This window comes from Sporolactobacillus inulinus (genome assembly GCF_006539285.1).
Lineage (GTDB): Bacteria > Bacillota > Bacilli > Bacillales > Sporolactobacillaceae > Sporolactobacillus > Sporolactobacillus inulinus.
The window spans coordinates 1-20,049 of sequence record NZ_BJMS01000069.1 but is presented as its reverse complement, the minus strand read 5'-3'; the positions used below and the strand labels follow the sequence as shown (position 1 = coordinate 20,049).

The 20,049-nt window shown below is 45.9% G+C and carries 18 protein-coding genes; 3 read left to right on the top strand and 15 right to left on the bottom strand.

Annotated elements, in window-relative coordinates; genetic code table 11:
* Nucleotides 1-135: 135 nt before the first annotated feature.
* From SIN01_RS10155 to SIN01_RS10120, 8 genes are all read right to left on the bottom strand, one after another.
* Nucleotides 136-1,128, bottom strand: a complete 993-nt coding sequence (locus SIN01_RS10155) for an ABC transporter ATP-binding protein (protein ID WP_047035001.1) — start codon at nucleotides 1,126-1,128, stop codon at nucleotides 136-138.
* 198 nt (nucleotides 1,129-1,326) lie between these two features.
* A complete protein-coding gene (locus SIN01_RS10150) occupies nucleotides 1,327-2,919 on the bottom strand; it encodes a peptide ABC transporter substrate-binding protein (RefSeq protein WP_039746310.1) in 1,593 nt (530 codons plus the stop codon).
* A gap of 44 nt (nucleotides 2,920-2,963) precedes the next feature.
* Nucleotides 2,964-3,980 (bottom strand): ABC transporter ATP-binding protein, encoded by a 1,017-nt coding sequence (locus SIN01_RS10145; protein ID WP_047035002.1) that lies wholly within the window; start codon nucleotides 3,978-3,980, stop codon nucleotides 2,964-2,966.
* Nucleotides 3,981-3,986: 6 nt separating this feature from the next.
* The gene (locus SIN01_RS10140; protein WP_010023314.1) at nucleotides 3,987-4,943 is read right to left on the bottom strand and encodes an ABC transporter permease; all 957 of its coding nucleotides are present in this window, start codon (nucleotides 4,941-4,943) and stop codon (nucleotides 3,987-3,989) included.
* Nucleotides 4,940-5,878: an ABC transporter permease gene (locus SIN01_RS10135; protein ID WP_010023312.1), complete on the bottom strand. Its 939-nt coding sequence runs from the start codon at nucleotides 5,876-5,878 to the stop codon at nucleotides 4,940-4,942. The genes SIN01_RS10140 and SIN01_RS10135 overlap by 4 nt, the downstream gene beginning before the upstream one ends.
* A 542-nt stretch (nucleotides 5,879-6,420) precedes the next feature.
* Nucleotides 6,421-7,200, bottom strand: coding sequence for a glutamate racemase (murI, locus tag SIN01_RS10130; RefSeq protein ID WP_010023310.1), 780 nt, complete (start codon nucleotides 7,198-7,200; stop codon nucleotides 6,421-6,423).
* Between the two features lie 151 nt (nucleotides 7,201-7,351).
* A complete protein-coding gene (locus tag SIN01_RS10125) occupies nucleotides 7,352-7,921 on the bottom strand; it encodes a DUF2087 domain-containing protein (RefSeq protein WP_010023309.1) in 570 nt (189 codons plus the stop codon).
* A 188-nt stretch (nucleotides 7,922-8,109) separates the two neighbouring features.
* On the bottom strand, nucleotides 8,110-8,871 hold the full coding sequence (locus SIN01_RS10120) for an alpha/beta fold hydrolase (protein WP_010023307.1): 762 nt from the start codon (nucleotides 8,869-8,871) through the stop codon (nucleotides 8,110-8,112).
* A gap of 131 nt (nucleotides 8,872-9,002) precedes the next feature.
* On the opposite strand from SIN01_RS10120, the gene SIN01_RS10115 reads away from it, so the two are divergent.
* Entirely contained in the window at nucleotides 9,003-9,707 is a 705-nt protein-coding gene (locus SIN01_RS10115) for an alpha/beta hydrolase (RefSeq protein WP_010023306.1), read from the top strand.
* A gap of 454 nt (nucleotides 9,708-10,161) precedes the next feature.
* Here SIN01_RS10115 and SIN01_RS10110 read toward each other — a convergent pair whose 3' ends face one another.
* Complete coding sequence (locus SIN01_RS10110; RefSeq protein ID WP_047035003.1) at nucleotides 10,162-11,844, bottom strand: glycoside hydrolase family 13 protein; 1,683 nt, start codon at nucleotides 11,842-11,844, stop codon at nucleotides 10,162-10,164.
* Between the two features lie 507 nt (nucleotides 11,845-12,351).
* Here SIN01_RS10110 and SIN01_RS10105 point away from each other — a divergent pair.
* Nucleotides 12,352-12,831, top strand: coding sequence for an RNA-guided endonuclease TnpB family protein (locus SIN01_RS10105; RefSeq protein ID WP_052766828.1), 480 nt, complete (start codon nucleotides 12,352-12,354; stop codon nucleotides 12,829-12,831).
* A gap of 366 nt (nucleotides 12,832-13,197) precedes the next feature.
* Here SIN01_RS10105 and SIN01_RS10100 read toward each other — a convergent pair whose 3' ends face one another.
* From SIN01_RS10100 to SIN01_RS10090, 3 genes are read right to left on the bottom strand one after another with little or no spacing between them, the layout of a single operon-like run.
* The gene (locus tag SIN01_RS10100; RefSeq protein ID WP_029548246.1) at nucleotides 13,198-15,930 is read right to left on the bottom strand and encodes an MBL fold metallo-hydrolase; all 2,733 of its coding nucleotides are present in this window, start codon (nucleotides 15,928-15,930) and stop codon (nucleotides 13,198-13,200) included.
* Between the two features lie 49 nt (nucleotides 15,931-15,979).
* Nucleotides 15,980-16,528, bottom strand: coding sequence for a PadR family transcriptional regulator (locus SIN01_RS10095; protein ID WP_010025971.1), 549 nt, complete (start codon nucleotides 16,526-16,528; stop codon nucleotides 15,980-15,982).
* Entirely contained in the window at nucleotides 16,491-16,988 is a 498-nt protein-coding gene (locus SIN01_RS10090; protein ID WP_141306050.1) for an MFS transporter, read from the bottom strand. Before SIN01_RS10090 ends, SIN01_RS10095 begins: the two co-directional genes overlap by 38 nt.
* Before the next feature lie 110 nt (nucleotides 16,989-17,098).
* Between SIN01_RS10090 and SIN01_RS15050 the strand changes: the two genes are divergently transcribed.
* Complete coding sequence (locus SIN01_RS15050; protein ID WP_156994748.1) at nucleotides 17,099-17,242, top strand: hypothetical protein; 144 nt, start codon at nucleotides 17,099-17,101, stop codon at nucleotides 17,240-17,242.
* A gap of 18 nt (nucleotides 17,243-17,260) precedes the next feature.
* Here the strand turns inward: SIN01_RS15050 and metG are convergent, their stop codons facing one another.
* The 3 genes from metG to SIN01_RS15605 form a co-directional block, all read right to left on the bottom strand.
* Entirely contained in the window at nucleotides 17,261-18,898 is a 1,638-nt protein-coding gene (gene metG, locus SIN01_RS10085) for a methionine--tRNA ligase (RefSeq protein ID WP_010025967.1), read from the bottom strand.
* Between the two features lie 376 nt (nucleotides 18,899-19,274).
* The gene (locus SIN01_RS10080) at nucleotides 19,275-19,613 is read right to left on the bottom strand and encodes a type II toxin-antitoxin system PemK/MazF family toxin (RefSeq protein ID WP_010025966.1); all 339 of its coding nucleotides are present in this window, start codon (nucleotides 19,611-19,613) and stop codon (nucleotides 19,275-19,277) included.
* On the bottom strand, nucleotides 19,613-20,049 hold a 437-nt coding region (locus SIN01_RS15605; protein ID WP_307722993.1), incomplete at its 5' end, for an AbrB/MazE/SpoVT family DNA-binding domain-containing protein. The genes SIN01_RS15605 and SIN01_RS10080, both read right to left, overlap by 1 nt.

Below are 20,049 nucleotides of genomic sequence, written 5' to 3'. Positions count from 1 at the left end.
TTAAATCTTCTATTATTATTCTTTCTTACCCGTGCAAAAAACCTCTCCGAATTGGAGAGGCAGTAAAAAACAGTGATCATGGCTTAGCGGAAGAGCAATGAAACAATCGTCTTGCAGAACGACAAGAATCACAGCTTAAGCGCGAATGGTGACTTTCGGCGTTTTCTTTGTGTGAAGATGACAGGCTGCAAAATGACCGTTTTCCACTTCAACAAACGCCGGACGTTTTTCAGCACACACATCCATGGCAAACGGACAGCGGGTTCGGAAAATACAGCCGCTTGGTGGATTGATTGGGCTTGGAATTTCTCCCTTTAAAATAATCCGTTCTCTTTTTTCTTCGATGTCGGGATCAGGAATCGGAATGGCCGAAAGCAGTGCCTGCGTGTACGGATGCAGCGGTTTCTCATACAATGCTTCACTTGTCGTCAATTCGACAAGATGGCCAAGGTACATGACCCCGATTCGGTTACTGATGTATTTGACCATCGAGAGGTCATGGGCGATGAACATCATCGTCAAGCCCTTTTCTTCTTGCAGTCGTTTTAAGAGAAAAACCACCTGAGCTTGTACCGATACGTCCAAAGCAGAGATCGGTTCATCGGCAATAATGAATTCAGGATCAAGTGCCAATGCGCGTGCAATCCCAATACGCTGCCTTTGGCCGCCACTGAATTCATGGGGGTATCGATTCAGAAAGCTGACATTTAAGCCGACTTCCTCAAGCAATTGTTCCACTTTTGCTCTGCGTTCCTTGCCGTTCTTATAAGCTTTATGAACATCCAGCGGTTCAGCGATCAGTTCCAGAACGGTTGAACGCGGATTCAAAGAGGCATAGGGGTCCTGAAAAATCATCTGCATGTTGCGACGCAGCCGAAATTGTTCCGAAGCTGTCATTTGATCAACCGCGCGACCTTTGAACGCAATACGACCCTCTGTTTTATCATAAAGCCCCATGATTGTGCGGCCGAGTGTCGATTTACCGCAACCGGATTCGCCGACAATGCCCAGCGTTTCACCAGAACTTATGGAGATCGAAACATCATCAACGGCTTTCAAAGTCTGGTTTCGATCAACCTCAAAATATTTTTTCAAGTGCTCTATTTTCAGAAGCGGGGAGGTCCCCATCAGTCATCATTCCTTCCACAAACGCCTATAATGCCCAAGTGCATGTTTCGATCTGCAGGATACTCGTCCGTGTTGCATCGCATCAATCCGCTCTTCAATCCTATTGCATGACCGTTTTGTCTTTCTCAAGGAAAAGCCGTTTTCCACAAGCGCGGAAAACGGCTTGATGAACCATGAGCCATACTCATTGTTAAACCGTTAGTTCGACTTGGTCGCCCATTTCAATTCCATATAACCGACCGGATGGCGAACAATTCCCTTAACCTTGCTGTTTTGCAGTTCACTTTGATTGTAGAAGTAAACCGGGAACAGCGGCATTTCTTTGATGAGCAGCTTTTCTGCTTGATACATCAACGCATAACGTTTCGCATCGTCTTTCTCATTCTTCGCCTGTTTGATCAGCTGATCGTATTCCTTGTTGCTCCACTGCATGCTGTTCATCGGCATGCCGGTGATGAAGTTTTCAAGGAAGTTGATCGGATCGCCGTAATCCGCTAGGAAAGAACCGCGTGAGAATTGGAATTTGCCTTTCTTTTGATCCACGCCGTAAACGTTCCATTCCATGTTGGCCAGTTTCACCGATACGCCGAGATTCTTCTTGTACATTTCCTGTACTGCTTCTGCAACGGCCTTATTAATATCGGTTGTATTGTAGGTCAGCGTAATTGGCGGCAGCGTCTTGTAACCTTCTTCTTTCATCCCTTCTGCAAGCAGTTTTTTCGCTTCTGAAGGGTCATATTTATAGAGATTGCCATTGTGACTGCGGAAATCCTCTCCGCTCGGGTCTTTAAATCCAGGAGAAACAAAACCGTATGCCGGATCATTCTTCTGCTTCACGACATAATCGACAATTTGCTTGTTATCCACGGCGAGCGCAAATGCTTTTCTGATTTTGGCATTATCAAAAGGCTTCATCTTCACATTCATACTGAAGAAATAAGTGCCGGCTTGCGGGTCTACCTTGACTTTACCTTCTTTAAACAACTGATTGGCCAGATCCGGCGGAACGCTTGCCGAGTCGAGTTCCCCGGTTTTATACATCTGATACTCGGTGTTGGTATCGTTAACCATTGCCCAATCCACTTCGTCAAGCTTTACACTTTTCTTATCCCAGTAGGTCGTGCTCTTTTTGAAGACCATGTTTGAATCATGCTTCCAGGAAGCGAGTTTAAATGGACCATTTCCAACGAATGTCTTGGCGTTGGCATACCACTTCGGATTCTTTTCCGCGACCTTTTGATTCACCGGAAAGAACGCCGGGTTTGAGATCATATTAAGAAAATAAGACTGCGGTGCGGTCAGTGTAACCTTTAAGGTTTTGTCATCAACGGCTTTCACTTGTACAGCATCGGCAGAGCCTTTTTTCATATTATAGGCTTCGCCGCCTTCAATGAGGTAGCCGAGAAAGGCAGCCGGTGAGCCGGTTGACGGATTTAAGAGTTGTTTCCATGCATATTCAAAGTCTCCGGCCGTTAAGTCGTCACCATTATCCCATTTCGCATCTTTGCGAATATGGAAGGTATAGGTTTTGCCATCCGCAGAAACATCCCACTTTTCAGCAGATGCCGGATGTGGTTCGTGATCTTTACCGAGACGCGTCAGCCCTTCCATCAAGTTGTTCAGCGCATTCCAAGATTGAGCATCAAAACCGATCGGCGGATTAAATGATGTTGGCTCTGCGCCATTGTTCAATTTCAGAACCTGCTTGCCATCTGACTTTTCATTTGATGAATTCGGCTTTGCGGTACATGCGCCAAGCACGAACACAAGTAAAAGAGCCAGCCCCAGCATGAATCCGTTCTTACACAACTTTTTCAAATGAATTCCTCCCGTTATTAATAGATTTCAACCTTTTGCCGAATAGCATCGGCTCTTTTATCTAAAAGCCAGCAATCCGCAGTATGGTGGTCATCAACTGCAGTCGTAGGCGGTTGAACATGACGGCAAACTTCCATGGCAAACGGACAGCGGTCGCAAAACGAACAGCCTTGCGGCGGCGCAAATAAATCCGGCGGCGCCCCTTCAATCGGCTTTAATGTGTCCGAAGGCAAATCGAGACGGACAATCGCATTGAGCAATGCTTGCGTGTAGGGATGTTTGGCGTGATAGAAAATATCACGTTTGTTGCCCATCTCGACAATTTTTCCTGCATACATCACCGCAACGCGATCTGCGGTTTTGGCAACCACCCCTAAATCATGCGTGATCATGATCATGGAGACGTTTGTCTCTTCCTGAATTTGATCGAACAGCTCCAAGATTTGCGCTTGAATCGTTACATCAAGTGCCGTCGTCGGTTCATCGGCAATGATCAGGCTTGGCTTGCAAATTAACGCCATGGCAATGACAATCCGTTGCCTCATCCCGCCGCTGAATTGATGTGGGTATTGTTTCATGCGCTGCTCCGCATTGGATAAACCAACTAATTGAAGCATCTCGATCGCTTTCTGATGCGCCGCTTGTCGGGACAATTTTTTTTGATAGATAATGCCTTCAGTAAGCTGAGAACCAATCGTTAAGGTCGGATTAAGTGCGGTCATCGGATCTTGAAAGATCATCGATAGATCCGAGCCTTGAATGCGCCGCATCCTCTTTGCGGAAAGCGCGGTGATCTCGGTACCCTTGAATTGAATCGATCCCGCGACAATTTTCCCATGTGGTTTCGGAATCAGCCCCATCACGGCCAGAGACGTGACACTCTTGCCGCATCCCGATTCGCCGACAATTGCCAGCGTTTCGCCTTGCTCAATGTCAAAATCAACACCCCGAACCGCATGGACTTCTCCGCCATGCGTTTGAAAAGAAACATGCAGATTCTTCACTTCAAGCAGCTTACCCGATGATTTCTTCAAAGGGGATCATCTCCTTAACTTCGGATCGAGTGCGTCTTGCAAGCCGTCACCAAGAATATTGAACGCAAACATGGTTAATGAAATAAAGAGAGCCGGGAAAAACAACCGCCACCAATAACCGGCAAGCAGTGCGGATAAACCATCACTTGCCATGACGCCCCAACTTGCAAAAGGTGCCTGGACGCCCAATCCAAGAAAACTTAAAAAGGCTTCTGAAAAAATAGCCGATGGCACGGTTAACGTCATTTGAACAATAATCGGACCCATCGTATTGGGTACTAAGTTTTTTCGCACAATACGCCAAGGCTTGCTTCCGAAGGATTTGGACGCCGTAACAAACTCATAATTTTTTAATTGAAGCACTTGCCCTCTGACAATTCGCGCCATGCCCGTCCATCCCGTCACCGTCAAGGCGACGATAATCGTTAATAAGCTGGGACCCATGACAACCATAAGTAAAATGACGACTAAGAGATAAGGCAGTCCGTAAAGGATCTCAATGATTCGCATCATGACAAGATCCGTTTTCCCGCCGATATAGCCAGAGATTCCGCCATAGGCAACACCAATCAGAAGATCAACCAGTGCAGCAACAACACCGACGAATAGTGAGATGCGTGCGCCGTACCATGTCCGCGTAAACACATCACGTCCGAGTTCATCGGTGCCGAACCAATGACTAGCCGAAGGCGCCAAGTTCTGCAAAGTCAGATGCTGCGCAGTCACCGAGTAAGGCGATACAATCGGCCCAAAGAGAGCGGCAATACCAAGCAAAATCAAGAAGCCCAAACCAAGCATCGCTAATTTGTTTTTCTTAAGCTGAATCCACGCATCGCTCCAATAAGAAACACTTGGCCGGACGAGCGTTTGTTGTACCGTTTTTTTGCGATCAAGAAGGCGAAACCATTCTTCCGGAACATTCTGTGCAGTCGTTTTTTCTTGCATATCCCTTGAATGAATCATTTGCTCCCCTCCTTGCTTTGCTTGATTCGCGGATCAAGCCAGCCATAGGCGAGATCAACGAGAAAAAGCATAAAAATCAGCAATGCACTGTAGAACATCGTCGTCCCCATAATGACGGGGTAATCTCTTGAATTAATGCTGTCGACAAAGTATTTGCCCATCCCGGGGATTGCAAAAATTTTCTCAATAACAAACGTTCCGGTCAAAATACTCGCCGCCAAGGTTCCGAGTACGGTAACTACAGGAAGAAGGGCGTTTTTCAAGGCATGTTTCATCACAATGATAAACGGAGGCAATCCCTTAGCCTGAGCCGTTCGTATATAGTCCTGTGTGAGAACTTCAAGCATGCTGGAACGGATCAGTCGCGCAATGATCGCCATTGGACCGGTTGCAAGCGCGATAATCGGCATAATCATGTACGCGAGTCCTTGCCATGTGCCGGCTGGAAGCAAGTGAAGATTCACGGCGAATTCCTGAATTAACAATGTCGCCAGGACGAAGTTTGGAATCGAAATGCCGAGAACCGCCAGAGTCATCGCCAGATAGTCAATCAAACCATTATGTTTCAACGCGGCAAATATTCCGAGGACAACGCCTGTTAGAACCGCCACAACAAGCGCCCACATACCAAGTTCAAATGACACCGGAAAACCTCTGCCCAGCAAATCATTAACCGTTTGAGCAGGCTGCTTGATCGACGGACCATATGTAAACGTTGCAATCGATTTAAGATAAATTAAGTACTGAACCGGCAGCGGCTGATCAATATGGTAATGTGCCTCAAGGTTTTTCACTGCAGCATCACTCAAGACTTTCCCGTTCAAGTTATTAAAGGGTGATCCCGGGATCGCATGCATGAGCAAGAATGTCAATGTAGCAATTACCCATAATGTTAAGATCATTGCAAGAAAACGATTTAAGACAAAGCGCAGCATAGAGGAACCTTCCCTTATTTAAAATTGACATTTGTTTTAGACTCAAATGATTTTTCAGAAATTTAATTTTCAACGTCATTAAAAATGTATAAAATCCAGCTCTATAAACGAATAGGAGCTGGATTTTGTCTAGGACATTTAGACAAAGCGGCTGATTTATCCAAAATTTATTATGGTTTTCATACAAAACCGATGATGATTAGAAACCAATGCGCGGATCTCTATTCCCGCAGATCAATAATGATTTGCTCATCTGCACTTTACTATCGCTCCTCTATAAATCCGGATGACCTCAGGGGCTTTCCGACGGTTAACGGAAGAATCCAAGATCGCGAATAAATAAAAGGATAAAAATATTATAGCCATAAAAAATTCACTTGTCAATAATTATACACTATTGTCAATTTTCTGAATATAAAGCATAACCCATTGATTGATGCATGGCTCATCATGATACAAAGTTATCTTAACGATTTAGTTAAAACTAAAAAAACAATCCGCCAGATCGGAGCGGGTTGTTATTGGTATTTATGTTCCTGCAGTCAAAGGATTGCATTCAACTTTTCCAAGAGCTGTTCATAAAGGGCTAAAGTTTCTTCATCTTTGACTGTCACACCTGATTTAAAGAAGGTGATTTTACCATTCCCGCCGCCTGTTTGGTGAAGTGCCTCGAGCGTCCGTTTCAGATTCTGTGCGGTGCCTAGGCTGCCGTCAATGACATGGGTTTCTTTAGGAAACTGCTGCTCAATGATGTCTTTAAAAATCGGGAAATGGGTACAGCCAAGCACTACCGTGCCATACTGATTCAGGTCAAACGGTTGCAGCTGCTTCTGTAAATAAGGAACAATATCATCCGGGTTAAAATCGAACGCTTCTGCAAATTCAACCAGTTTCGGCATCGGAAGCGGGTTGACAATGTCATGCTTGTCGATCCGTTCAACCAAACGGTGATATTTTTCTTCCTTTAGCGTCAACCGCGTCGCCATTACCAGAACTTTTTTCTTCTCCGGTTCGCTTTCAATCACTGCGGGCTTGACGGCCGGTTCAATTCCGATAATCGGAATCGAATAGTTCTTGCGCAAGTCCTCGATCGCCGCACTGGTTGCCGTATTACAGGCAACCACCAGTGCCTTGATGTCATGGGCAACGAGAAAGTCAACCGCTTCAAAAATATACGTTTTCAATTCATTTTTCGGCTTTTCTCCATACGGAATATGCGCAGTATCTGCATAGTAGAGAAAATCTTCATTCGGCATTAGTTTCCTAATTTGCTGCAAAACGGTCATGCCGCCAATGCCGGAATCAAATACAGCTATGTTCATTATCGATCACTTTTCTTCATAATTTTTGTCTCTAACATTGCTTCATTGTATCATCTTTTTATGATCCGGGAAACTGACTGTGATCTGAGTCTAAGATCACCCGGCAGGGTCAGACTGACGCCATTTCAAATCTCTTGCCCACTTGCGTTCATCACCCCCAAAGTTCGGGAGGATTCATCTCATAATTCCCATTCTTGCGATACATAAACTGATAGACAATCAGTTCTCGGCGCAAGGTCGCATAATCCGCATAAAACTTTTTGAGGTAATCGCTGACTTCCTTTTCAGAATAAATGGTTCCAAAATCTAACCCCTTAACGAGCTGTGCCATTACCACCATACGTTTTTTCCGTTGCGCAGGAATCGTCTTTAATTTTCCGTCAGCGTTAAAAAAGTGATCAAGTATTTTCATACGTTCTTCCTCGCTAATTTCCGGCAACATCGATAATCCACCCTTTCCAAAGGATAAAAGCGCACTTGCTTGGCTTTCCAATACCTTCTTCTCTAAAGAAAAATAAATCGTATTTTTGACCCGACTCTCCTTAACCAAGCCCACTTCGCGTAGCTTATCAATGTGGTGAGTGATCGTCGGCGGCTTCAAACCCAGCTTGCCGGCAATCGCCTGACCATGAAGTTTTTGATCGCGTAGAAGGGCAACAATCCGCAGCCGTGTCGGATCACCAATTGCCTTGTAAAAAGCAATCATTCGATTAAATTGCATGGAACCACCTTCTAATTAGTTATATATCTAATTAGATATTAATAAAAGTTCTTCATCTTTGCAAGATGACATTTGATTAAATTTGATGTTCATCTAATGAAACAATCGGGAATTTGGTGCGTTGTGGTCGACATTGCAGGGGAATCGAAATTTTCGTCGAGAGGCGCGTGTCATCGTTAACCGCCTTCTTATTTAACAAACTGTTTGATGTAGCCGTTTAGTTCTGAGGCTGCCTTTGTTGGGATTTGGTGTTTGACGTTTTGAATCCATTTCAGTTCGTTATTCGGCAGGTGTTCATGCAGTACTTTTGCGTAACGATAAAAGCCGCGATCTTTAAGTCCGAAAACCAGTAATATCGGCAGTTGAATCTGATCCAATTGACGGGTGCAGGTGTAGGACAGACTGTAGCGATAGTACTCGGCCACGTTTTTGCCCGATCCTTGGCGTTCTTCCCGCAGCATTTTCCAAAACGAAGAGAGTGTATTCATATTCGTTCCGGCAATATAAAAGCCCAACAAAGAAAGCGCTTTTAGACGTGCGAGCATCGCTGCCAGAATCAGTTTGCTTTTTAATGACCAGTTGCTGACTTCAGACAAGCCGCTGACCAGGATTCCGCCCAATGCTCGGTTCTGATACTTCAAGAAAAATTCCAGTGCGATTGATCCTCCGGTTGAATAACCGCAGATATAGGCCTTACGAATGTTCAGATGATCGAGCAAATGCAGCATATCATCCGCGATCAGCGGGTAAGTCAAGACCTCATCTGTTGCTGAACTTCTTCCATGACCGCGTATGTCAAAAGTAATGATTTGATAATCCTTAGAGAGTGCCTTCATTTGATTTAAAAAATTGAAATGGGTCAGTAATGGAGGGTGAACAAAAAGAATCGGGATCCCTTGGCCCTGAACGTTGTAGTAGAGTTGGCAATCATCTGCTTGGAAATAGGCCATCGCCCGGTCACCTCGGAGAAATGAATTGCACCTATTTTTCCCAAACGTTGTGTTTCTATCCAAATATTTTGTGACAACCGGGAATGATACCGCGTGGACACGGCAGACTAAGTGCGTGAGGAAGTGATTAAATGAAGCAACCCTTATGTATCGTTATCCATGGGTTCGCCGGAAACCCTTGGGAAGTGGAACCGCTGGCGCACGCACTCGAACGCTCCGGGTTTGAAGTCATCACCCCGCTTTTGCCCGGTCATGATCGAGACAAAAAGCGTATGGAAAAGATCACTGCGCTGGAGTGGCTGCAAGCGATTGAAAAAATTGTTACACGGGCAAAAGACGACAAGAAAGAGATTCATCTGATCGGTTTTTCAATGGGGGCGATGATCGCCTCGATTACAGCTTCCAAGTATCCGATCTCTTCTCTGGTCTTGCTTTCTCCAGCTGTTTATGTGCTGACCCCTCATGTCTTCAAAATGAGGTTGGAACGATTTCGTCAATTGAGGAAAAGGAAACCGGAAGAACATGACCAGGCGCTGGGCGATCAGACGCGTTTCACTCAAAAGATCCCGCTTGCTAATGTCTTTCAGTTTCACAAGGTTGTCAGGCAGGCAAAACGGATTTTCCACAACATTCATGTCCCGATCTGTATCATTCATGGCAAACGGGATGAAACGATCGATCCGAAAAGCGCCGAACTGATTTTTCACGCAGCTGCTTCGAAAGAAAAAGAACTGCACTATCTGCCCCACGCGCGGCATCATATTTGTCAGGGCGACGAGCGTGACCAGGTCATCCAATTTGTGACGCTGTTTCTAGACAAGCATCGAACGCTATAATCCACAGGTTTTTGCTTATTAGAAAAACGAAGCTGTGGGTTGGTCCTTACTTCCGGTTCCTTTAAATTAGCGGAAGTTCCTTTTACGATTAGTGAAGATCCTGTACAATTAAGGGGAATTTTTCCGTCTATTTATCGGATTGATCTGATCCACCAACCGATAAGTGCGGATACTCTTGATCCCGGATGCGCAATTTTCTTTACCTGTTCGAAAACTTGACTTTGCCAAGCCTCTGGCGAAGGGACAGTCGCCGCCCGTGACTGCCATGGACGGCCTAGTGTTCGGCGAGCCGCAGGACGCGGCGTTCTACCGAACCACGTACACTCGTTTCCTTGAATTTTTTTAATACTTTCTTACCCGCGCAAAAAAAAAGCAGGACCTGGTTTCTCAGCGTCCTGGACTTGGGTTATTCTATTGATTAACTCACGTTCGTCGCACTTTCGCCGTTCAGCAGTTAAGAAAACAGATAGACCCTGGCTTCATACGGTTTTAACTCAAGCGTTTCGGTAATTTCGCTTGTTTCATCGGGGTAGTTGCTGATTAGAAGTTGCTCCGTATCGTGCTTTGGAAGCTCAGGCAGAGTGATCGTTTCTTTATTTTCATAAAAATTGCAGAGTACAAGCAGCAGCTGACCATTCAGGGTTCGCTGATAAGCAAAAACATGCGGATGCTCCGGCAAAATCAAATCGTAATCGCCATAGACGATGATCGCGTATTTTTTGCGCAGGGCAATCAATTGCTTATAATAATAGAAAATCGATTGTTTGTCTGCGAGCGCCTGCTTCACATTGATCGTTTGATAGTTAGGATTAACGGCAAGCCACGGCATTCCAGATGTAAAGCCGGCTTGTTTCGATTCATCCCACTGCATCGGTGTCCGCGCATTATCCCTGCTCTTGGCATAAATCGACTGCATGACGTCTTCAGGATTGGCGCCTTGTTCGTGGACACGCTCCTGATACATATTCAATGTCTCAATATCCCGATAATCGTCAATGGCTGGGAAACGGACATTAGTCATCCCGATTTCCTCTCCTTGATAAATATAGGGGGTCCCCTGCATCATATGCAGCAAAGTACCCAGCATTTTAGCTGATTCGACGCGATATTCTCCGTCATTGCCGAACCGGGAAACAACCCGCGGCTGATCATGATTGTTCCAGTACAGACTGTTCCAGCCTTTTTCATGAAGCGCCTTCTGCCATTTGCTCAGGTTTTCTTTTAAATCGAATAGATTAAGCGGCTTCAAATCCCATTTTTCTTTTCCTTCTTGCTGATCCAGTCCCATATGTTCAAACTGAAAAACCATGTTGAGCTCTTTGCGGTCGGTATCGGTGTAGCGCTGCGTGATTTCCGGAGTGACTCCCGGGCATTCGCCAACGGTCATGATGTCGTACTTAGATAGGACTTTTCGGTTCATTTCCTGCAGATAATCATGAACACGTGGACCGTTTGGATGATAAGCCTTGTTTTTTGCAGTTCCTTTAGCAAAATCGTCGTAAGGCGAGAGAAATTCTGTTTTTGAAATCATATTGATGACATCCATCCGGAATCCATCAACACCCTTATCCAGCCAGAATTTCATCATCTCGAATACGGAATTCCGGACTTTCGGATTTTCCCAATTCAGATCCGGCTGTTTTTTCGAGAACAGATGAAGGTAATATTCACCTGTGTGCTCATCATAGGCCCATGCTGAACCGCTAAATGCAGAGGTCCAATCCGTTGGCTGCCCACCATTTAACGGTGGCCGCCAGATATAGTAATCGCGATAAGGGTTATCCTTCGATTTGCGTGATTCAACAAAATACGCGTGCTCATCGGAAGTATGATTGACGACGAGATCCATAACCAGACGGATGCCGCGTTCATGCATGCCTTGAAGCAGCTTTTCCCAGTCTTCTAAAGTACCGAAATCATCCATAATTTCCCGGTAATTGCTGATGTCATAACCATTATCGTCATTTGGTGATTGATAGACGGGAGAAAGCCAGACGACATCGATGCCTAACGTCTTCAGATAATCTAATTTAGACAGGATTCCCGGCAGATCACCAATCCCGTCTCCATTGCTGTCTTTGAAACTGCGCGGGTAGATTTGATAGACAACGCTTTCTTTCCACCAGTTCTTTTCCATAAAAACCACCCTTTCTCTAAGCTATAGTGATGATCGTAAATGTTTACGTAAATCGGCCAAAAGAGAGAAGCGGAACCCTCTTCATACCCAACCTTTGAAAAAACAGGGTCCATTTTCATTGCTTTTCACAATCTGAATCGGCGCAAACGCCTCTATTATATACAATGATCATATATATGATCATCAGTGTTTGGATATCGATTATAAATTTTTGCATCAATCCGCAAATTTTGTGTATAATAAAAGCATAAGGAACGTAGAATAAAACCGCCAGTGCATGAACACTGACGGAATGGCAATATCCGCGAAAAGAGCGGATGCAGTGCATCACAGTCGAATAGTTTCTACCCGATCCGCTTCAGCCAGTGCGATGGCATATGAAGCGGATCATTTCTTTCTATCTGACAGCATCAGTATTAGCACTGAAAAACTAGTCATCAATGTTAATGCTTGGTATACTGTCATAGGCTCCACCCCCTTTCAGAGGGCGTCACCGCATCCGCTCATATGCCTCATCTATTGCCTGAATTGATTATGAACGTCGCTTTTGATCAGCATCATAAAGTCTCGTCCCCACGTGAATTAGAAGACTTCTCTAACTGGCAGAAGGCAAGGAAACGTAAAGCAACGCTTCAAGCTAAAATCGCTAACCAGCGTAAAGACTATTTGCATAAGCTAACGACACAACTGATCAAACACTATGATGTGATTGTTATTGAAGATTTGAAAACCAAAAATTTTCTCAAGAATCATCATCTGGCAAGAAGCATCAGCAATGCGAGCTGGCGGATGCTTCGAACCATGCTCGCGTATAAGTGCAGGTGGTACGGCAAACGATTAACTGTTGCCTGGCCACACGATACGAGCCAAATGTGTTCGAGCTGCGGTTATCATAGTGGCAAAAAGCCATTAGAAATACGTGAATGGACATATCCTGAATGTCGCACGCACCACGACAGAGATATTAATGCGGCAGTTAATATCTGAAGCAAGGATTAAAAGCCATTTAGGTCGGGAACTGGCCCTGGTAAGATCGTTCGACCACAAGAGTTTCTTTGAAAACGATGAAGCCAGATGTTTCCAGAAACTCGGGAATTTATTTCCGATGTCGTTCATATCACATCTTCAAAATAAGATAAAGCAGTATAAGAAAAAATGACGACTATTATTTTGCCAAAATAAAAAAAAGCAGCACAAAACGATCATCGCCGCCTCAGAACGCATAGCTAAAGCCCAAGCGTTCGAAAAAACGCCATGGGCTTTTCATGTAATGCGCTGTTGGTGATACGCTTTCATTTATATCCCCGAGTCTTTGAACTCTGCATCTTCATTACTCGGGTGCTGTGCCTGAGTTTACCTTACCTCAACCTTCAGTTGATAGCCGGTTAATTGATCAATTTCATCGCGGACTTGCTGCAGCTCATCGTCCGGTGGCTGTTCGGATAGTTTCACGATGAGCTCCGCTTGAGCAGTATGCAAGGAAGGATTTTTCTTCATGCCCCATCTTTGTGGAATTTTCTCAGCCGCAATCCGAATCACTTCGTTCTGCTTTGGATTTTTGGCGTAGGTGATCGGCAGTCCGGTACGCCAGGAAAGTTCCTCCATATCCGATCCGTGGCGTAAAGCGACTTCCGGTGTAATAAAATGAATTTCCATGTACGTCTGTCCGCCCGATTGTTTCATGCTCGACTTATACAGTGTGATGCCGCGCTCCTTCGCCCAAACACCAGCTTCACGAATCGCTTCATTATTTTCAAGACGCGGTGAGACCGTTTCCGATCGATAAAAGTCGGGCTGAACACTTGACGGAGAACGACCGACACCGCTCTCACCCGGTTCATCCTTAAAGGTCAATGAAAAACCGGTTTCTGCTTTCAATTGTTTCAAAAGTTCTTCCGCATTGTCCGGCCGCTTGATCGGGACTCCCGCCGTCAAGGTATCCAGATAGACCGAGGATGAACCGCTTGTTCCAAGTAATTCATTGATCCTGTTCTGCAGCAAATCAACACGGACAGAATCCGAAAAAACAATTGCCCATCCGGTATCAGCCTTGATACGTTTCTCCAGCGCATTCCGCGCCTCAGCATCAAGGGTTGACGGAAAATCAAAATAGAGCGTGATGTGTTCCTGACCTGTACCTAAATCATCGGCTCCGCAGCGGATAAAATGGCGATTGTCTGTCAGTAGTGTGCGCACACAATCCATCGCTTTGGTTGCATTCATTTTCATCGCTTGTATTGGCAGCTCGAGGTTGGTCAGTCTCTGCAAATTTTCCGCATCGAGTTGATAGTTCGTCGCACCCTTTGCTGCTGTTTTGCAGGTATCGGGGAGACTCTGCAAGGCAAGTGCCAAAGCAATGCGCTGTTCGAGTGTATGTTCAGTCAGGCACTGCGCCGCGATTGATTCAAAACCAAACCGTCCTTGCTTGAGCTTTTGCCAAGCGATCTTTTTCAAGAAGGGGCGTGAGAAGTCGAACACCGCACGCACCGTACCCTGTAACTCATCAAACGATCGGTTCCAAGCCCCCAAGGTTTCACAAACCTGCTCGAGCGAAATCCGTATCGTTTTTCCCTTCGGCGTTCGGCACGTCAACGATTTCGTTTTCGAATAGAAACCGCTGCAGAGCGCCAGTTTTAACTCATCTCCGATATCTTTTTTGTACAGAACCAATTGGCCGACCTTATCCCTTAGTTCTTGATCACGCCGATTTTCCTGCCGCGTAGCCGCTGCAGCCACGTGCCCCTGGGCCATAAACGTATAGGCCTCCCCGTTTTCAGTCAAAAGCGGATGACTGCGTCGATCGATTCGCTCAAGCAGAGCCGTACGCGCCTCATCGTCACCATGAACGATCAGTGTTTTCGCTGGCCGAATCATGCTGATAAACCGAGTTAATTCACCGGCATCACCATGTGCGGAAAGGCCATATTTGTCCACGCGGCACTTCACTTGATGAACAACACCGTTCAGCTCTAGTTCCCGACTCTCTCCCTCTGCCAGACGGAGCAGCTTGCGTCCCGGGCTTTCCTCATCCTGGTAACCGGTAATAAAAACCGCATTTTTCTCACTGCCGACAAGACGTTCAGCGTACCAGACACTTGCCCCGCCGATCAGCATTCCCGATGAAGCAACAATGCAGGCCGGTTTTCCTTTCAGCACCTGTTCTCGGTCTTTTGGCTCAACCGCGGTGCAGCGTCCTTCGGTCAAAAACGCATCACCGTTCTGCTGGATGCGATGGGCAACCGGTCCTTTTAGATAATGCGGATAGCGTCGGTAAATTTTGCTGATTGGTGTGACGAGACCATCGACATAAATCGGAAATTGGGGAATCAATCCGCGATCCATGTAGTCTTGAAGGATAAGTAGAACTTCTTGGGCTCGTCCAAGTGCAAAGGCGGGAATCAAAGCAAACCCGCCGGCCGCAATCACTTCTGCGACATTGTCGGCTAAGCGTTTTTCTTCCGTATTACGGTCCGAATGCTCACGATTGCCATACGTCGATTCGATAATCAGTGCGTCGGGCCGGCTGCCGGTAGGCACTTCGGCACCCGGAATCGTCCGCCCCGCTTTGAAGCTCAAGTCACCGCTGACCAGCAGCTTCTCCTCGCCTGTCTCAATTGTGAACATTACCGCACCGAGAATATGCCCGGCTCGGTGAAGCGTTACCGATGCGTCCCCTATTGTCATTTGTCCGTTCGCCGGAAATAGCCGGAGTGCACGCAGTGTCTCTTCCATTTGCTCCTTTGTGTACGGAATCAGCGTACGCCTGTCCATGCAGCGCTGCGTCATGATTTTAAACGAATCACGCATCATAATCTGCATCAGATCTGCGGTTGGCGGGTTTGCGAAAATAGGAACATCCGGATAGATGCGATGGACAACCGGTAGCGCTCCGATGTGATCGGCATGCGCATGCGTGACAAGAATCGCGTCCGGCTTGCCAAGATCGTCGAGCATCCCAATAGCCGGCAGCGGCTCATCTCCGTGAACACGCATGCCAGCGTCAATGATTAAATTGGTTTTACCAATCTGTATATGCAGGCAAGAAGCGCCGATCTCACTACCGCCTCCAAGAACACTTATTTTCAAAAGAATCGCCCTTTCCATAGTCTTTTTTATTATTTAAAAGTACAGACAGTCAACTTTTGTCGTTCGATCCGTCACGGTCACAGCCCTCGTCCCAATCCATTCGACTCTCCTTAAGCAGCGCAATCTCGGAGCGATACTGCCGGATACCGATGGTGTAGCACAGTTTTTGATAACGTGACATTTTATCCGCCCAGTTTCGGTAATTTTGTTCCAATGCATCGATTAAGCGCTCTTTCCGGGCAATCTCTTCGTTAACCGTCCGTTGGATTTGCTTATCGGAAACATCTGCCCCAAAATAAAGACGCATGAGAAAGTCAGACTTAATCACTTCTTCCTGAACAGGCGAGTATAGGTATTGGCTGAATTCCTTCTTTCCCAGTTCGGTAATCGAGTAGATGTTTTTGTTTGGTTTTCCTTCTTGAACCACGGCATTTTTATTAACTTTACCACTTTTTTCAAGCTTATGGGGCACCGGATAGATACTTCCGTAGGAACCATCAAAGAAATGAGAAAAAATCGTCTTGATTACGTCAACGATTTCATAGCCGGTGCGTGGTTTTTCATGAAGGATTCCTAGAACAACCTCTTCCGTTTTCATTAACTAACCGTCCTTTTTTTTGTAAACAAATGCAAGCAAACATGAAAGAATAGCGAATGGAAATTCCCTTTCCATAGAGCGAAGCAAAGGCTTGCGTCATTTGATGACTTGTTTTCGCACGAATTTTATCTGCCACATGCGTGACAAGTGCTTTTTCTTTAGTCTTTGAAACAGCCGGTTGATCTGAAGGATGACTCTGATGGTTGATTTGATAAGCAATTTGATGGTTGATCCGATTTTGATCTTCCTCGGACAAATTCAGTGCCGCAATATGTTTTTCCGCATCATAAATCGACGCACTTTTTGCATCACTGACTGCACCGGTCAGTGCCGAAATAAAAATTCCTACGGCAAGCACGGAGCCAAGTTGCCGAAGAACACCGGCGACGCTTTGCGATGCAGTTAACAGCTCCCCTTTAAAATCGGCAGCTGCAAGTACAGTAATTGGTCCGACAATCATCCCGAAACCTGCCCCGAGCGCCACGCAACTCATCATTAACCCAAAATAACCATGGGCCACATTTTAAATGATAATACGAAAAGTAAGCAAGTGCCATCAAGAGGAAACCGGTGAAAATAGTCAAGCGTGCGCCGATGCGATCAAACAGCAGTCCGGCAATTGGTGACATGATAAAAATGCTTGTCGATATTGGTGTCACCAGCAATGCAGCCATTAATTCTACAAAAAAAATAAGCCTCAATGTTTTTCATTGAGGCTCTAATATGCTTTTTTTACATGGTCTGCTGTCGCGTAAGCCTATCACGCTCAATTTGAATTTGTTTGGGATCAATACGTTCAAACAAGGGTTCAAGATGCTCCGGAAGTTTTCCCGGGCAATGAAGCGTTTCCCATTTTAGCCCGTTGAGGTGCAGCGCCTTTTCCAGTTTTCGACTTGAAAACGGTAGAAACGGTGCCAGAAGCTGGGTCAGATTGGCGATGCTAAACAAACAGGTGTTTAAGGTTCGATGGGCAGCAATCGGATCAGTGGTGATGGTCTGCCACGGTTTCTGTTCATCAAAATATTTATTCAGACTGCGAATCCATGCAAAGAGCTCGCCGAGTGCCGCCTTCAAGTGTGCCGACTCGATCAATTGACCAACTTTGGTGTACAGCGCTTGCGTCTCCTGTTCGATGTGCGCATCAACCTGGCTTGCATCCACTTTAAAATCAGTCAGCTTTTCAATGAATTTGAGCGTTCGGTTGACAAAATTACCATAGGCGCCGAGCAGTTCGCCATTGTGACTCTCGATAAACGCCTTCCAGGAAAAGTCGGCGTCATGCGTTTCCGGCGCGTTGATCAGCAAAAAGTAACGGATGCTGTCCGGATCATAGCGTTCGAGGATATCCGGAGCCCAAACCGCCCAGTTGCGGCTGGTGGACAGCTTTTTCCGTTCAAGCGTGACATACTCGTTGGAAACAAGATGCGTCGGCAATGCCTTTTTGCCGATGCCAAGAAGAATCGCCGGCCAAATAATCGTATGAAACGGTACATTGTCTTTCCCCTGAACATAGTAGGAAATCGTTTGTTCATTCCAGAATTCGGTGAGGTCTTGATTGTGTTCTTTCGCCCATTTGACACTTGCCGAGTAATAGCCGGACACCGCTTCAATCCACACATAGACCTTTTTATCTTCAAAGCCTTTAATCGGGACGGTAACGCCGATTGGCAAGTCGCGTGTTACCGCCCGATCCTGAAGACCTTCATCAAGATAGCGGCGTGTCAGATTAAGCGCATTTTCTCGCCAATCGTTATTATTATTGGCATGTTGGTATTGTTGCTCGAGCTGCGATTGAAACTTACTGAGTGCAAAGTACAGATGCTCGACTTTGCGCAACTCCGGTTTGTGACCGCACAGCTTACACGTTGGATCAAGCAGATCAACCGGATCAAGAATCGTTGAACAGGCGTCGCATTGATCGCCGCGCGCATGCGCCCCGCAATGGGGACAAGTCCCCTCGACGTAGCGGTCCGGAAGAAACTGCGCGCAGTGACTGCAGTACATTTGCTCCGTTTTTTTATGATAAATATAGCCATTATCATATAATGTTTTGAAAATGTTTTGGACGACTTCATGATGCAGTGGCGTATCCGTTCGCGTGTAGCAGTCATAAGTGAACCCGAGTTTCGCAAAACATCGCTGAAATGAAGCATGATAACGATCAGCAATCGTTTTCGGCACCACCCCTTCCTGTTTCGCGCGAATCGTGATCGGTGTGCCGTTGCAGTCACTCCCTGAAACATAGAGCACCTTTTCCCCCTTCTGTCTGAAGTAACGTGCCAAACAATCGCCTGGGATCAGGCTTGATAAATGCCCCAAATGAAGCTCTCCATTTGCGTACGGCCATGCGCCCGCGATTAGTACTGCCATTTTTCTTCACTCCTTTTTTTAGAAAACAAAAAAGCCCTCGACCTCATACATTCTTCATGTATAAGGACGAGGACTTGTGTCCACGCGGTACCACCTTAATTCATCAGCGACTCGCATCGCTGATCTCAGCAAGTACGGAGCGTCTGCTCGATACTCGGGCTTTGTTAACCGGGTTCCACCCGTCCACAGCCTAGCCGCATCGTGGCGCGGATCGGTGTGGATGCTCTGAGGCCATTGTTCAGCTTGGAATTCTGCTTCTCTCACCGGTACGAAGCTCTCTGTGGAAAATTCATCCGCTTACTTCTTCTCATCATCGCATGATATATTCATTAGAATTAGTATAGACAGTTCAAATTCAAGATGCAAGGGGGTCACTTCAGGATTGAAATAAGATCGTTTGAATCAATTTAAGACATTCATCAATGACATGTGAAGGCGCTTTATCCTTATAATAAAAGTGGCATGCGTTCCAATCCAAACTTTTTAATTGGTCCGTTAAAATCACACCCTCGATGGAAAGACTCTGAGGAAGATCCACCTCAAACGGATAGCCTTTCTTGTGTGAAGTAATGGGGCATACAAGTGCAAAATGAGTGGCTCTATTAAACGTTTCTGGAGATAAAACAATAGCTGGGCGATGTCCCGCCTGTTCATGGCCGGACTGGGGATTGAAGTTAAGGAAAACAAGATCACCACGTTCAGGAATATAGGTCATTACAACAATTCATTCCCCTCTTGGCCAAGATCTATTTCTTCATGACGATTTTCAGAGGTGATTTTGGAAAGCAGTTCATCAAGAGACGGAGCGGATTTTAATGGTTTTAGAGTAATGTTCTTATCTTTGATTGAAAATTCAAGTTCAGTCCCTTTTTCAATACCCGCAGATTCCGCAACCGACCTGGGCAAACGGACGGCAAGACTGTTTCCCCACATTTGAACTTTTGTTGTCACATGAATCCCTCCTTTCTTTGTTGCTTGATGCTTTCTTGTATCCATTATATCATCTCTTCCCCTTTCCGTATATACAAAGTGTATACGGAAAGGGGAGAATTGATACATTAATTTAAGAAAAAAACAGGCCTGGTTTACGAATTTTAACTTTGCAATGCCTGACCCACTGCCCATGCAATTGATGCAACTTGATCGCCACA

Coding starts and splice junctions, on each gene's coding strand:
- SIN01_RS10155 (WP_047035001.1), bottom strand. CDS start 1,128: ATGGGGACCTCCCCGCTTCTGAAAATAGAGCACTTGAAAAAATATTTT.
- SIN01_RS10150 (WP_039746310.1), bottom strand. CDS start 2,919: ATGCTGGGGCTGGCTCTTTTACTTGTGTTCGTGCTTGGCGCATGTACC.
- SIN01_RS10140 (WP_010023314.1), bottom strand. CDS start 4,943: ATGATTCATTCAAGGGATATGCAAGAAAAAACGACTGCACAGAATGTT.
- SIN01_RS10135 (WP_010023312.1), bottom strand. CDS start 5,878: ATGCTGCGCTTTGTCTTAAATCGTTTTCTTGCAATGATCTTAACATTA.
- murI (WP_010023310.1), bottom strand. CDS start 7,200: ATGAACATAGCTGTATTTGATTCCGGCATTGGCGGCATGACCGTTTTG.
- SIN01_RS10125 (WP_010023309.1), bottom strand. CDS start 7,921: ATGCAATTTAATCGAATGATTGCTTTTTACAAGGCAATTGGTGATCCG.
- SIN01_RS10120 (WP_010023307.1), bottom strand. CDS start 8,871: ATGGCCTATTTCCAAGCAGATGATTGCCAACTCTACTACAACGTTCAG.
- SIN01_RS10115 (WP_010023306.1), top strand. CDS start 9,003: ATGAAGCAACCCTTATGTATCGTTATCCATGGGTTCGCCGGAAACCCT.
- SIN01_RS10110 (WP_047035003.1), bottom strand. CDS start 11,844: ATGGAAAAGAACTGGTGGAAAGAAAGCGTTGTCTATCAAATCTACCCG.
- SIN01_RS10105 (WP_052766828.1), top strand. CDS start 12,352: ATGCCTCATCTATTGCCTGAATTGATTATGAACGTCGCTTTTGATCAG.
- SIN01_RS10095 (WP_010025971.1), bottom strand. CDS start 16,528: ATGAAAACGGAAGAGGTTGTTCTAGGAATCCTTCATGAAAAACCACGC.
- SIN01_RS10090 (WP_141306050.1), bottom strand. CDS start 16,988: ATGATTGTCGGACCAATTACTGTACTTGCAGCTGCCGATTTTAAAGGG.
- metG (WP_010025967.1), bottom strand. CDS start 18,898: ATGGCAGTACTAATCGCGGGCGCATGGCCGTACGCAAATGGAGAGCTT.
- SIN01_RS10080 (WP_010025966.1), bottom strand. CDS start 19,613: ATGACCTATATTCCTGAACGTGGTGATCTTGTTTTCCTTAACTTCAAT.